Consider the following 13,986-nt stretch of genomic DNA (forward strand, 5'->3'; position numbering starts at 1 on the left):
CTTGAAATACGGTAGTATTCCTTCGGAAAATCTGTGCAATCTGACGAAAAAGCTGACTGCGCAATTTGCGCACAATCTTCGTGCGGTGTTGCCTTAATAGTTTCGGTACTTATAGCAACACCGGTCAAGGCATCGGCAGAGGACGGTGAAACAGAGCTCGTAACCGCCTATTCCGACCTGTGGAAGGGCGATATATCCGTTAAGGCAGGCGAGAAGATAAGGTGGTATGTTGATGTGCCTGAGGACGTTACACCCAGGGGGTGCGGCGCTACCGTAAAGATTCCAGGCCTTGGCTTCGGCACAGACACACACAACAAGGAAGAAGGCCACATCGTTTTAAAGCAGGGCAGAAACTTTATCTATGAATTCACAGCCGAGGAGACAGGCGATATACTCTTTACCTGCTGGATGGGCTCGGGCTGCCACAAGAACTATATCCACGTTACTGAGGACGGAACATACACAGCCGAGCCGGCTGCTGAGTCTGAGAAAGGAGTTGAACAGGTAAGTCACGAGGACGAAGCCACCGCTGAGGAGACTGCTTCTGCAGAGGAGATAAAGCCTGCCGATGCTGATACAGCAGAGGAAACACGGTCAGCTGATACAGACACGACCACAGAAGACACACAGCCTGCCGATGCCGACGCAGAAGCCGCAGACGATACCGAGACAGCCGACGTTGACAGAGCAGACGACACTGAGGTGGTAGATGCAGAAAACGACTTATCAGATGAAAAAGCAGAGGCAGAAGACGATGAGACAGCTGCCGACGAAGCTGCTGACGATGAGCAGGCAGAAGACGCAGTGGACGGCGAAGCTGACGGCGCAACACTTTCCGGCAGCGAGACTGTTACAGCTACAGCTCCTGCATCTCAGGGCGCTGTTACATCAAATCCTGTGACAGGCGTTCACAGCACAGTCGCCGGCGCAGTTATAATACTTGCAGCTGTTGCAGCGGTCAAGAGAAAGAAATAAACTCCACCCTTTCACAATAAAGAGGAAGCTCGTTTTTTGGCAAACGGGCTTTCTTTTTATTGAAAAAAACGGTGCTGTGGGCTTATAAAGCAAAGCCGGAAGGCAAATTGCCATATTTGTGGTACGATAGAAAAAAATTTTTGGAAATTCTGCACCCATTTGCCCGGTTTGGAGGGTATTATAAATAGTACAGTATGCATAAGTGTTGTAACACCTAAAAAATGACGGCTAAAGCACTAAGGCAACACCGCACAAAGACCGCCTGAAGGCTTTGTACGCAACTTACTTGCATCTTTTCCGTCATATTACACTTTTTTTCCTTGAAATACGGTAGTATTCCTTCGGAAAATCTGTGCAATCTGACGAAAAAGCTGACTGCGCAATTTGCGCACAATCTTCGTGCGGTGTTGCCCTAAAAAGCATCGCAACAAGGACGGTTTTTCTATGACAAACGAATTCAGTTTAGAAGAATACATCAAGGACTTATCACCCGAGCTGCAGCAAAAGGCAAGACAGTGCAAGACCAGAGATGAGCTTGACACTTTTATAGCCGATAACAACTTAGAGCTGCCTGAGGACGTGCTCGAAATGGTAGCAGTCGGCTGCTCAAAGACCGAGACATGGGTGTGCAACACCTGCAATTCCGTAATGAGTGAAGAAAACTCCGCCTATCCCCATGTGTATGCACCCTCTGACGGCAAACAGCATGAAGGAACGTATTATACGACCATTAAAATCTGCCCTGTCTGTCAGAAGAACTACGAATATTGCAGTGATTATATGCGTAAGGAAATGAGATAAATGTATTTCAGAGTAAAAGACAACATAGCCCTGCGCAGCTGGCAGTTTGTCCCAAGGGCGTACTACATAAAGAACGACCCCTACGCAAAAGCCCTTAGCGAGGAGGAGTTTGAGCTGCTTGACCGCTGCGACGGTGAGCAGGATATAGAAGAAAGCGAGCTTGTAAGCCGGCTTTTAGCAAAGGGCCTTATCGAGCCCTGCGAAAAGGGCGAGCACCCCCGTGAATGGTCAAGGCTTAAGACCTACAGCCACCGCTATTTCCCGATGATGAATTTCATGATAACAGGCAAGTGCAACTACAACTGCCTGCATTGCTTCAATGCGGCAGACAATGCGCCCCTGATGACCGAATGGAAGTACGAAGAAGCTCTTGACCTGCTCGACCAGGCACGGGACTGCGGTATAGAGGGCATTACGATAACAGGCGGTGAGCCTATGCTGCACCCACACTTTATGGATATCGTTAAGGCGATCTACAGCAGGGATATGTTTATAAGAGAGCTAAACACCAACGGCTTTTTTATCACTCAGCAGGTACTTGATGAGTTTAAGGAGATAGGCTGCGACCCGCTTATGAAAATATCCTTTGACGGCATAGGCTGCCACGACTGGATGCGTGACCGCAAGGGCGCTGAGGAGCGTACTCTTGCCGCTATGGAGCTTTGCATAAAAAACGGCTTTAAGGTAATGTCGCAGACACAGGTGAACAAAAGAAACCTGCACACGCTTATCCCTACAGCAAGAAAGCTCAATGACATGGGCGTATCTGTCCTGCGGCTTATCCGCACGACCGAAGCCCCACGCTGGGAGAAAAACTCGCCCGGCAGCTGTCTTACATTTGAGGAATACTATGAGGCTATGCTCGGCTTTATTGGCGAGTATAAAAACAGCGGTATGACAATGGAACTGACACTATGGCAGTTTATGAGCGCACACCCTGAGACCAGAAGCTACAGCATTCAGCCGGTGCTGTGTCCGAGCGGCAAATACAAGCCTACAGCGCCTGTCTGCAAGGGGATAAGAGGGCTTGTAGGCATCACATCTTCCGGCGACATAGTGCCCTGCCTGCAAATGTCCGGCTACTTTGAAGAAAACGGCATACATCTTGGCAACCTGCACAAGACGAGCCTTAAAGAGCTGCTTGCTGAGAGCGATTATATGAAGATAGTCTGCACAAACCTGCACAAGCGCAGAAAGAATAACCCCAAATGTGATGCGTGCAGATTTTTCCCATACTGCAACGGCGGCTGCCCTGCACTGGGCGGACTATACTCTGCTGACAGGCTGAACCTTAACGATACGGACATAACAAAGTGCCTGTTCTTTGAAAACGGCTGGTATCAAAAATGCGTTAAGACGATGTCCGGCTGGACGAACACCACGTCAGTTGCAGAGCTTGAAACGTAAAACCTGAAAGGACCATATAAATGGAACTTGATACTATTTGCGAAAAATACAGCCTGTCCTGTGAAGACAGGGCAGAGCTTTCAGAATATCTGACCAACCGCTTCGCAGGCCTTAAAGAGAATGAGCCTGCCGCCTTTGAGCAGCTTGATGTTTGGAAAAAGCTCGCATCACTTGCGGGGCTTTGCGGTGCGGCGGAGGTAATAAACCAGAAGGTATGCCGCAGGCTGCCTGTTGGTTTTAAACACCCTGACGGCGTGCAGCTTAAGATATACACTTCCCCTGCCGGGGAGCTGCCGATCATCTATGTTGATGACAAGGACGATTTTGAAGCGCTTGTTACAAACATAGTCCACAAGGGCGAGCGCCCTGAGAATATCGGCAAAACAGGTGCGGCGTTTGTTTCGGGGCAGAAGACAAGGCTTATTATATTGTCATCAAAGCCCTACAGCAACCTTCCGGCAAGTGAGCTTTCGCTTGATAAAGATGACTGGGCGCAGAAATCTCTGCTGATACGCCGCAGCCACGAGTGTACGCACTTTTACACAAAGCAGGTCTACGGTGTTTCCAACAATATCCTGCACGACGAGCTGATGGCGGATTTTGTCGGGCTCTATGACACCTTCGGCTTTTATAGGGCTGAGTGGTTTTTGAAGTTTTTGGGCATTATCCCCGGCAGCGGCGACAGGCTTGGAGTTTACACAGCCGGCCTTTCGCAAAAGGTCACGCAGGCCGTGACAGAGATAGTTGAAGCGGCGGCACACGGCCTTGAAAAATGGTCGCACAGCGAGGGATTCTTAAGCCTTGACTACAGTGCAAGGATAAGAGAAATGGTGCATATGGGCATCACGGGCATGGCAGATCTTAATGATATGAAAGAGGTGAGTATATGAGCGCTGAAAAAAGAAGAAGGCGACCCAAGCTTATGATAAGGATAGCTCTGATACTCATATTTGTCCTGACGTTTATGTTGACCGCAATGATGTATGCGATATATACAAGCACTACAGACGGCTTTCTTGAAGCTAAAGATGCACATATGAAAGCTGTTCTTGACGAGCTGTATGAAAACACCATTTACATAAATGATGAAGAAGGGATTCTGGAATGGTATCTTGATATGTGGGAAAAGTATCCCGAAGATATGCTCAGAGAGACCACAGAGGAAGAGTTTGACAGGTTTGGCACCTATCTTGGATCTCTTGATGATGAAGATGTATGGAGCGTTGACTCTCTGAAAAAAATGCCTGAAGATATCCAAATATACAGTGCCAGGAACCAGCTTGAAAATATAGATTTCTCACTTAGATTTGAATCTGCCGATAATAGCTATGAGCGAGTGTTCTTTGTTGATGTCAGAGAAGAGCACAGAGGTAATGTGATAGCAGAATATTCGTTACTTGAAGATAAACAGTTGGGCGATACATATGATCTTGACCCGTCAGAGCACCCTGCAATAAAACAGATGCTCGAAGAAAACAAAGACACACTATATTTTGAAAAAATGTATGATTTCCCCGAAAAGGGAAGCTACTATATAGCATACAGGCCTCTCATTGCAGACGGCAAGGCAGTTGCGGCAATTGGCGTAGTATATAACTGGGATGAATTCCAGCAAAAGATAATGGATACATTAGGACAGGCGGCTGTAATATGTATAGCCGGTTTGCTTCTGGCAATGCTTGTTTTATTCGCTATGATCTACCACAGCGCCGTGCTGCCGGTCAAGAATATACAGAGCGGCGTGCGTGATTACATCGAGACCAAGGACAGCGAGGCAATTATCGACAAGATGTCAAGGATAAAACAACGAAACGAGTTCGGTATACTGTCAAGCGATATTTCAGACCTTGCCAGGGCGATAGACCGCTTCAACGAGGAGAATATAAAGCTGACGAGTGAGCGTGAGAGGGTGGCAGCAGAGCTTGACATGGCAACGGCTATCCAGGCAGAGCAGCTGCCGAGCGTATTCCCGGCATTCCCTGACAGGACGGAGTTCGATATCTACGCATCTATGACCCCTGCAAAGGAGGTCGGCGGCGATTTCTACGACTTCTTCTTTGTTGACGATGACCACTTTGCAATGGTAATGGCAGACGTTTCGGGCAAGGGAGTTCCGGCGGCACTGTTTATGATGATGTCGAAGATTCTCATAAACAACTTCACCATGATGGGGCTGTCCCCACACGAGGTGCTTGAACGCACGAACGATACCATCTGCAAGAACAATAAGAACAAGATGTTCGTGACCGTGTGGCTCGGAATACTTGAGATATCAACAGGCAAGTTGACCGCCGCAAACGCAGGCCACGAATACCCGATAATACGCCAGCCGGGCGGAGAATACGAGCTGTTCAAGGACAAGCACGGTTTTGTGATAGGCGGCCTTAAGAACAAGAAATACAAGGAGTATGAGTTCACCCTGCAAAGGGGCGGCACGCTGTTTGTCTACACCGACGGCGTACCTGAGGCGACCAATGCAGCTGAGGAAATGTTCGGCACCCAGCGGCTCGTTGACACGCTCAATGAGATGCCTGATGCCGCACCAAAGGAGCTCCTTGAAGGCGTACACGAAAAAGTAAACCTATTTGTGGGCGAAGCACCGCAGTTTGATGACCTGACGATGCTTGGCATCACATTGTTATAATTCATTACATGGAGGTAATCATTATGGAGATCAGAGAAAACAGAAACGGCAGCGAGCTTACAGTAGCTCTTGTAGGAAGACTTGACACGCTCAGCTCACCTGAGCTTGAAGAAAAGCTCGAAGATATGCTCGAAGGGGTTGAAAAACTCGTGTTCGATTTTGCAGAGCTCAGGTATATATCAAGTGCAGGGCTTCGTGTGATGCTCACAGCCATGCAGATAATGGAAGATCAGGGCGAGATGACAGTAAAGAACGTCTGCCAGGACGTAATGGATGTTTTTGAAGTGACTGGCTTTGTAGACGATCTTAACATTGAGTGACACCGAAAGGAGGAGGCCCCGTGCAGGGGACGGCCATTGATGAAAGAACTTGATGTAAAAGCAGAGAAGACTGCACTTCCGCAGGTGCTTGGGCTTATCGACGAGCAGCTCGAGGCGAATGAGTGCAGCATGAAGCTGATGACACAGATAGATCTCGCAGCAGAGGAGATATTCACAAATATCGCAAGCTATGCTTATGAAGGCGAGGCAGGCGATGTTCTCATAAGGGTGGATATTTCAGGTGAACCTGAATGTGTGACTATCAGCTTTACCGACAGCGGCAGACAGTATGACCCACTTTCCGTGCCCGAGCCCGAGAAAAACAAGCTGCCGCTCAAAGAGCGCAAAAAGGGTGGCCTCGGCGTATTCCTTGTCAGGAAGAACATGGACGATGTAAGGTATGAATACAAGGACGGAAAGAATATTCTGACTATGACAAAAAAGATAAAGTAAGGTGAGTAAAATGGCAGATCAGAACCCCGGTATTTTCAGGCAGAAAAATCTTGACAGGATCAATTCTCCCGAGCAGCTGACCGACTACCTGAAGGTAACAAATCCTGGTATCTGGATGCTTCTTGCGGCGGTGATAATACTTCTCGGCGGCCTGTTTGTGTGGAGTATTTCAGGCAGGCTCGAAACAGTCAGGGACGGCGTGGCTGTCGTTGAAAACGGCCAGGCTGTCATAATGATGACAGATGCATCATCCGAGGAGATATCATCGGGCATGACAGTGCGGATAGGCAGTGATGAATACAGTATAGCAACAGTCGAAACTGACGACTACGGCAGAGCTGTGGCCTATGCCCCGACTGACAAGACAGACGGCAAGTATGATGTCAAGGTAGTGACAGAGAGCATACACCCGATAAAATTCCTGTTCAGCTAAAGAGGTCAAAGATGAGTTATAATAAGAACAGAATAAAGCCTACCGTCACAAAGGGTGCGGCAAAGGTGCCTGTTATCATGCAGCTTGAAGCTCTTGAATGCGGTGCCGCATCGCTTGCTATGGTAATGGCTTACTATGAAAAATGGGTTCCGCTCGAACAGGTGCGTGCTGACTGCGGCGTGTCCCGTGACGGCTCGAATGCAAAGAATATTGCAAAGGCTGCCAAGTCATACGGCTTCAAGGTGCAGGCATTCAGCAGGACACCGAAGACTATCCGTGAGAAGGGCAAGTTCCCGTGTATCATACACTGGAACTTCAACCACTTTGTAGTCCTAAACGGCTTCAAGGGCAGGTACGCCTGTATAAACGACCCTGCAAAGGGCTTTGTCAAAGTCGGTCCGGATGAGTTTGACAAGGCATTTACAGGCATCGTTATCAATATTACTCCCGGTGATGACTTCCAGCCGGGCGGAAAGCGCAAGAGCACCATAGACTTTGCAAGAAAGCGCCTTATCGGTGCAGGTGCGGCGGTGGCATTCGTTATGCTGACAACGGTCATAGCATCGCTGTTTGGCGTTATAAACCCTATAATGTCCAAGATATTCATGGACAGGCTGCTCACAGGCCAGAACAAGGAATGGCTCATGCCCTTTATCGGTATCATGACAGGCCTTGCAGCGATTCAGCTGATAGTCGAGTGGGCAAACACTATATACAGCCTTAAGATAAACGGCAAGATGTCGGTCATCGGCAGCACGGCGTATATGTGGAAGGTTCTGCATATGCCTATGGAGTTCTTCTCGCAGCGAATGGCAGGCGATATCCAGTCAAGGCAGGGCACAAATGCGACTATTGCAAGCACGCTTGTAAACACCTTTGCGCCGCTTCTTTTAAATACGATAATGATGATATTCTACCTTGTGCTGATGCTCAGACAGAGCCTTCTGCTCACGGCTATAGGTATCAGCACGCTCGCTGTGAATATCGTCATGTCAAGGATAATCTCTGAAAAGAGGATAAACATCACAAGAGTCATGTCCCGTGACAGCGCAAAGCTCAGCGCCACCACCGTTGCAGGCATCGAGATGATAGAAACGATAAAGGCAAGCGGCGCTGAGAACGGCTTTTTCCAGAAGTGGGCAGGCTATCAGGCATCTGTCAACTCACAGCAGGTAAAGTCAGAAAAGATGAACAACTACCTCGGCATGATACCTACATTCCTGTCAACTGTTGCAAACCATGCTGTGCTTATCATGGGCATATGGTTCGTCATGCACGGCGAGTTCACTCTCGGATCATTGCAGATGTTCCAGGGGTTCTTAGGCTCGTTTATGTCGCCTGCGATGACGCTTGTGAATGCAGGCCAGACGATACAGGAGATGCGCACCCAGATGGAGCGTGTCGAGGACGTTATGCAGTACCCTGTTGACCCTAATGCAGCCGAGAAACCCTGCACAGAGGAGAGCTTAAGCAAGCTCAGGGGCAATGTCGAGCTTAAGAATATCACCTTCGGCTATTCAAAGCTCGCAGAGCCGGTGATAAAGAACTTCTCGATGACGATAAAGTCAGGCGGCAGAGTGGCATTCGTCGGCACATCGGGCTGCGGCAAGTCAACACTTTCAAAGCTGATATCCGGCCTTTACGAGCCGTGGTCGGGCGAGATACTTTTTGACGGCAAAAAAAGGTCAGAGCACGACCGCTCGGTGATGACAGGCTCGCTTGCGGTCGTTGACCAGGAGATAACTCTTTTTGAAGGCACATTCGCTGAAAACATAAAGATGTGGGACGAGTCGATACAGGACTTTGAGATGATACTCGCTGCCCGTGATGCGCAGCTTCATCAGGATATCATGCAGCGTGAGGGCGGCTTTCACAGCAAGATAGCAACAGGCGGCCGTGACCTTTCCGGCGGCCAGAGGCAGAGAATGGAGATAGCTCGTGTGCTTGCACAGGACCCGTCGATAATCATACTTGACGAGGCGACCTCGGCGCTCGATGCAAAGACTGAGTACGATGTCGTCAAGGCAATAAAGGATAGGGGCATAACCTGCATAGTCATAGCACACAGGCTATCGACTATCCGTGACTGCGACGAGATAATCCTGCTCGATCACGGCGAGGTGGCCGAGCGTGGAACGCATGATGAGCTTATGGCTCTCGGCGGAGCATACACAGAGCTTGTAACTAACGACTAAAGGAGGGAGAAGGACTTTGGGTTGGTTTGATGAACAGATACGCCAGCGTGTCAACATGGATCAGGAGCTGTTTGAGGAGTCTTTCTTCCGTGTGGCAGGTGTCGTTCTCGGTGAGCGCACTGCTACAAAGATAATAGACGACCGCATAATTACCAAACAGGCGATAGATGAGATACTAAAGCAGTTTCACTACAAGCCTGTCGAGATACCTAAAAGCATAAAGGAGCACGAGGCACAGCTTGACTTCTGCTTAAGACAGCACGGGCTCATGAAGCGCCGTGTCGAGCTGACTGAGAATTGGTGGAAGGACGCATACGGCCCCTTGCTTGCATATACAAAAGAAGGCGGCGAGCCTGTTGCCATACTTCCGGGCGGCTTTGGCGGCTACAGCTATACCGACAGAGCCACAGGCAGAAAAGTCAGGATAGATAAAAAGACGGCAAAGGCATTCGAGACGGAAGGGTACTGCTTTTACAGGCCTTTTCCTCAGAAAAAGCTCGGTATACCCGACCTTATCATATACATGAGAAGATGCATGAACAAAATGGATATGGTGTTCGTGATAATAGCAACACTTATCCTCACAAACATTGGTATGCTTATGCCGAGAATGACAAAAGCCCTCACAGGCCCTGTCATAACAACAGGCAGCACGAGGATACTTATAGGCATTGCCATATGTATGCTGTGTACGACGATATCGACCCAGCTGTTTTCATCTGTCAAGGCGCTGTTCATATCGAGAGTGCAGACAAAGACCAAGCTCGGCGTGCAGGCGGCTATGATGATGAGAGTTATGAGCCTTCCGGCAAACTTTTTCAGAAAGTACAGCGCCGGCGAGCTTACCAGCCGTTCGCAGTCGGTCGGGCAGCTGTGTGAGCTGCTGCTCGGCACATTCGTCATGAGCAGCTTATCGTCAATTGCATCGCTGCTTTATATAACGCAGATATTCAGCTTTGCGCCGGCGCTCGTTGTGCCTTCGCTGATGATAATACTTATAACAGTCGCATTCTCGGCTGTATCGTCGATCGTGCAGATAAAGATAAGCAAACGCCAGATGGAGCTCGGCGCCAAGGAATCCGGCATGAGCTATTCGATGATAAGCGGCGTTCAGAAGATAAAGCTCTCGGGCGCTGAAAAGAGGTTTTTCGCACGTTGGCTGGGGCTTTATTCCGACACGGCAGAGCTTGTGTATGCACCGCCCATGTTCATAAAGATAAACGGTGTCATCACGACTGCTATCAGCCTTGTGTCAAACATAGTGCTCTATTACCTCGCTGTCAAGAGCGGCATTGACCAGTCGAATTACTTTGCATTCACGGCGGCATACGGTGCGGTAATGGGCGCATTCTCGACACTTGCAGGCATGGCGCTTTCTGTGGGCAGGATAAAGCCTATACTCGAAATGGCAGAGCCTTTCCTTAAGACCGAGCCTGAGGCGGCTGACAATAAGGAGATAGTCACAAGGCTCTCGGGCAGCATAGAGCTTAATAACGTGTGCTTCCGCTACAACGAGAATTCACCGTATATCGTAAACAATATGTCCTTCAAGATAAAGGCCGGCGAGTATGTTGCGATAGTCGGCAGGACGGGCTGCGGCAAGTCAACGCTCATGCGCCTTCTGCTTGGCTTTGAAAAGCCCGAAAGGGGCGCTGTCTACTACGACGGCAAGGACTTATCCCGGCTTGATCTTCAGACGCTGCGGCAAAAGATAGGCTCAGTTATCCAGAGCGGCGGACTGTTTCAGGGAGATATATTCTCAAACATAATCATCTCAGCGCCGCACCTCACACTTGATGATGCGTGGGCTGCAGCTGAGACAGCCGGTATCGCAGACGATATCAGGGCAATGCCTATGGGTATGCAGACGCTTATCTCAGAGGGGCAGGGCGGCATATCGGGCGGCCAGAAGCAGCGGCTGATGATAGCCCGTGCTGTAGCACCCAAGCCCAAGATACTTATGTTTGACGAGGCGACATCGGCGCTTGACAATAAGACACAGCGTCAGGTCAGCGAGGCGCTTGACAAAATGGGCTGCACCCGTATAGTTATAGCGCACAGGCTCTCGACTATCCGCCACTGTGACAGGATACTTGTGCTTGACGGCGGCAGCATAATCGAGCAAGGCACATATGACGAGCTGATAGCCAGGAACGGTTACTTTGCCGAGCTTGTAGAGCGGCAGAGATTAGATACATGACAAGGAGTGATACTATGAGCGAAAAATATGAAAACTATATCAAGGACTTATCACCTGAATTGCAGCAAAAGGCAAAGGAGTGTAAGAGCAAAGAAGAGCTTATCGAGCTGCTCGCAGAGAATGATGTCGAGCTGCCCGAGGAGGCGCTTGAAATGGTAGCAGGCGGATTTTTAGGCCTGTGCGAGAGCGAAAAGCCCAACAGCGAAGAGATAGAAAAGAACATGAACAAAAATCTTGGCATATAACGGCATGAGCGCATCTGAGCAGTAACATGAAAAAGCACGGCAGAGTATTATCCGCCGTGCTTTTTGTTAATTCTTTTGTGCTTGTGGGAAATGTCAATAATCTGCCGGGCGATTTGTGATAATTGAACGTTGCGGCGACAGCACAGATGTGGTATAATAAACATATGGAATTTTTATGAAGAGGAAGTGTTTTTATGCTTAAAAAACTGCTCTCGTCAGCTCTGGCGGCAGCACTTATTTTCGGCGGCGCAGCAGCCCTGCCGGAGGGAACGGATATTCTTGATGATATAGGCATCACTCATGCCAAGGCTTACAGGACGTATACTATCACAAAGGTCGGCGGCGGTACTATCAGCGAATTCAACAACGGCAATAAATGCACGATATTCGTGTTCGGCAGGCCGAATTGCTATAATACACGAAACACACTGGCCGGTCTTAAGAATATAGCAAAGGAGTTTCCTGATGTAAAGGTCGTGTTTGCAGATATCGACCAGAACACCGAGCAGACGGTCAAGGCCTTTGCTGATGAGTTCGATTTCCCGGAGGCTGACTTCACCTACAGCACAGACGATACTATCGGGGACTTTATGGTCTCGTATATCGGCTACGGCTCATTCACGCTCCCGGCTGTTGTGATAAACAGCGAGACAGAAAACCTGTATGTATCCACCGGCTATAAGGACGCAGATGTATTTCTCCCCTTTATAGAACAGTGCGGCGTTGATACAAGCTCTTATTTTAAAAAGAACTATACCGATATCCCGATAAACGTGACATACCACCAGTCAGAAGCAAGGAAGATGCTTGATATCATCAATTCCTTCCGCACAGGCTCGCAGGCGTGGGCGTGGGACAGCACAGACACCAAGAAGGTGCAGTATACAGGATTAAACAAGCTATCGTATGACTATGAGCTTGAAAAGGTAGCTATGCAGCGTGCAGCAGAGCTCGTGGCACTTTATGACCACACACGCCCGAATAATAAGAACTGCTTCTCGGCATACCCTTCTATATATGACAATACAGGACGTGGTGAGAATATAGCAATGGGCTCGTATTTCATGGATCATGACTATACATTTATGCTGTGGCGTGAGGACGATTACGGCTACGCCGGCCAGGGGCACAGAAGAAATATGCTCGGCGACGGCTACACGGCTGTTGGTGTTGCCTGCGTAGAGTACAAGGGCGCTACCTACTGGGTGCAGGAATTCAGCAGCAAGGTCGGCAGCAGCACTTATACCGCTCCTGCTGACAGCAGCAAAAAGGTCACTGTCAACATAGCGAATTCCCTCATCGGCGAGGACGAGCTGATAGCAGATAAAAGCTCAATATCGCTTTATGAGGGAGACTCGGTATCGCTTCCGGTCGTAAAGCGCCGTATGCTGCTTTTAGGCCAGACATACTGGGCAGAAGATATAGAAACTGATGTGTCGCCGACATGGAAGGTCACAAGCGGCAGTGCTGTAAGCATCAGCGACGGCAAGGTAAAGGGTCTTAAGGCAGGCAGCGCCAAGATAACTGCATCGGCTCAGGGCAAGAGCGTCAGCGTCAAGGTCACGGTATCGCATAAATACAAGGACACAGTAGTAAAGCCCACCTGCACTGAGGGCGGATATACGCTCCACACCTGCTCGGTATGCGGCAACAGCTATAAGGACACAGAAACAAAGACCGCAGGCCACAAATACACCGACAAGGTGGTAAAGCCCACCTACACCTCAGGCGGCTATACAGAGCATACCTGCACAGTCTGCGGAAACAGCTACAAGGACAGCTACACCGACAAGCTCACACGCACGAATATCTCAAAAGCCGCAGTCACAGGCCTTTCAAGCAAGTATTACACAGGCAAGGCGATAACACAGAAGCCCGTAGTCAAGCTCGCCGGCAAAACGCTCAAGGCAGGCACAGACTATACCGTTAGCTATAAGAACAACAAGGCAGTCGGCAAGGCGACAGTCGTTATAACCGGTAAGGGCGACTACACAGGCACAGTGACAGCATCTTTTAAGATACTCCCCAAAAAGACGACTCTAAAGAGCGTTACCTCGCCCAAGACAAAACAGATGAAGGTCACATATTCAAAGGCGGCAGGCGTTACAGGCTATCAGGTGACATATTCGACAAGCTCGAAGTTTACAAAGGCGACTACCAAGTCTGTCAACGTGAGAGGTACTTCCAAGACGATCGGCAAGCTCACAAAGGGCAAGACCTACTACGTCAAGGTGCGCACCTTCAAGACAGTGAACGGCACAAAGTATTACAGCGGTTATTCGGCTGTCAAGAAAGCCAGGATAAAATAATAAC

At 49.2% G+C, this 13,986-nt stretch carries 12 protein-coding genes; all 12 read left to right on the forward strand.

The window, feature by feature from the left end:
* The first annotated feature begins 33 nt into the window (after positions 1-33).
* The 12 genes from CD05_RS19410 (at position 34) to CD05_RS19420 (ending at position 13,982) form a co-directional block, all read left to right on the forward strand.
* The gene (locus tag CD05_RS19410) at positions 34-975 is read left to right on the forward strand and encodes a hypothetical protein (RefSeq protein WP_051588788.1); all 942 of its coding nucleotides are present in this window, start codon (positions 34-36) and stop codon (positions 973-975) included.
* Between the two features lie 444 nt (positions 976-1,419).
* Positions 1,420-1,776 carry a hypothetical protein gene (locus CD05_RS0102935; protein ID WP_028509237.1) on the forward strand — a complete coding sequence of 119 codons (357 nt, stop codon included), beginning with the start codon at positions 1,420-1,422 and terminating at the stop codon, positions 1,774-1,776.
* Entirely contained in the window at positions 1,777-3,183 is a 1,407-nt protein-coding gene (locus tag CD05_RS0102940) for a radical SAM protein (protein WP_028509238.1), read from the forward strand.
* A gap of 20 nt (positions 3,184-3,203) precedes the next feature.
* On the forward strand, positions 3,204-4,073 hold the full coding sequence (locus CD05_RS0102945; RefSeq protein WP_028509239.1) for a hypothetical protein: 870 nt from the start codon (positions 3,204-3,206) through the stop codon (positions 4,071-4,073).
* Positions 4,070-5,827: a PP2C family protein-serine/threonine phosphatase gene (locus tag CD05_RS19415; protein WP_051588789.1), complete on the forward strand. Its 1,758-nt coding sequence runs from the start codon at positions 4,070-4,072 to the stop codon at positions 5,825-5,827. The genes CD05_RS0102945 and CD05_RS19415 overlap by 4 nt, the downstream gene beginning before the upstream one ends.
* A gap of 23 nt (positions 5,828-5,850) precedes the next feature.
* Entirely contained in the window at positions 5,851-6,147 is a 297-nt protein-coding gene (locus tag CD05_RS0102955) for an STAS domain-containing protein (RefSeq protein WP_028509240.1), read from the forward strand.
* 39 nt (positions 6,148-6,186) lie between these two features.
* Positions 6,187-6,600, forward strand: a complete 414-nt coding sequence (locus CD05_RS0102960) for an ATP-binding protein (RefSeq protein WP_028509241.1) — start codon at positions 6,187-6,189, stop codon at positions 6,598-6,600.
* Between the two features lie 10 nt (positions 6,601-6,610).
* Positions 6,611-7,033, forward strand: a complete 423-nt coding sequence (locus CD05_RS17235; protein WP_051588790.1) for a hypothetical protein — start codon at positions 6,611-6,613, stop codon at positions 7,031-7,033.
* A gap of 11 nt (positions 7,034-7,044) precedes the next feature.
* The gene (locus CD05_RS0102970) at positions 7,045-9,228 is read left to right on the forward strand and encodes an NHLP family bacteriocin export ABC transporter peptidase/permease/ATPase subunit (RefSeq protein WP_051588791.1); all 2,184 of its coding nucleotides are present in this window, start codon (positions 7,045-7,047) and stop codon (positions 9,226-9,228) included.
* 16 nt (positions 9,229-9,244) lie between these two features.
* Entirely contained in the window at positions 9,245-11,428 is a 2,184-nt protein-coding gene (locus CD05_RS0102975) for an NHLP bacteriocin export ABC transporter permease/ATPase subunit (RefSeq protein WP_028509243.1), read from the forward strand.
* 14 nt (positions 11,429-11,442) lie between these two features.
* Positions 11,443-11,673: a hypothetical protein gene (locus CD05_RS0102980; protein WP_028509244.1), complete on the forward strand. Its 231-nt coding sequence runs from the start codon at positions 11,443-11,445 to the stop codon at positions 11,671-11,673.
* Between the two features lie 194 nt (positions 11,674-11,867).
* Complete coding sequence (locus CD05_RS19420) at positions 11,868-13,982, forward strand: CAP domain-containing protein (protein WP_028509245.1); 2,115 nt, start codon at positions 11,868-11,870, stop codon at positions 13,980-13,982.
* Positions 13,983-13,986: the final 4 nt, after the last annotated feature.

Origin of the sequence: Ruminococcus sp. NK3A76 (assembly GCF_000686125.1) — a bacterium.
GTDB lineage: Bacteria > Bacillota > Clostridia > Oscillospirales > Ruminococcaceae > NK3A76.

What these genes read in the sequence shown, in the direction of transcription:
- CD05_RS0102970 (WP_051588791.1), top strand. Translation starts at nt 7,045, where the DNA reads ATGAGTTATAATAAGAACAGAATAAAGCCTACCGTCACAAAGGGTGCG.
- CD05_RS19415 (WP_051588789.1), top strand. Translation starts at nt 4,070, where the DNA reads ATGAGCGCTGAAAAAAGAAGAAGGCGACCCAAGCTTATGATAAGGATA.
- CD05_RS0102980 (WP_028509244.1), top strand. Translation starts at nt 11,443, where the DNA reads ATGAGCGAAAAATATGAAAACTATATCAAGGACTTATCACCTGAATTG.
- CD05_RS0102945 (WP_028509239.1), top strand. Translation starts at nt 3,204, where the DNA reads ATGGAACTTGATACTATTTGCGAAAAATACAGCCTGTCCTGTGAAGAC.
- CD05_RS19420 (WP_028509245.1), top strand. Translation starts at nt 11,868, where the DNA reads ATGCTTAAAAAACTGCTCTCGTCAGCTCTGGCGGCAGCACTTATTTTC.
- CD05_RS0102960 (WP_028509241.1), top strand. Translation starts at nt 6,187, where the DNA reads ATGAAAGAACTTGATGTAAAAGCAGAGAAGACTGCACTTCCGCAGGTG.
- CD05_RS17235 (WP_051588790.1), top strand. Translation starts at nt 6,611, where the DNA reads ATGGCAGATCAGAACCCCGGTATTTTCAGGCAGAAAAATCTTGACAGG.
- CD05_RS0102955 (WP_028509240.1), top strand. Translation starts at nt 5,851, where the DNA reads ATGGAGATCAGAGAAAACAGAAACGGCAGCGAGCTTACAGTAGCTCTT.
- CD05_RS0102935 (WP_028509237.1), top strand. Translation starts at nt 1,420, where the DNA reads ATGACAAACGAATTCAGTTTAGAAGAATACATCAAGGACTTATCACCC.
- CD05_RS0102940 (WP_028509238.1), top strand. Translation starts at nt 1,777, where the DNA reads ATGTATTTCAGAGTAAAAGACAACATAGCCCTGCGCAGCTGGCAGTTT.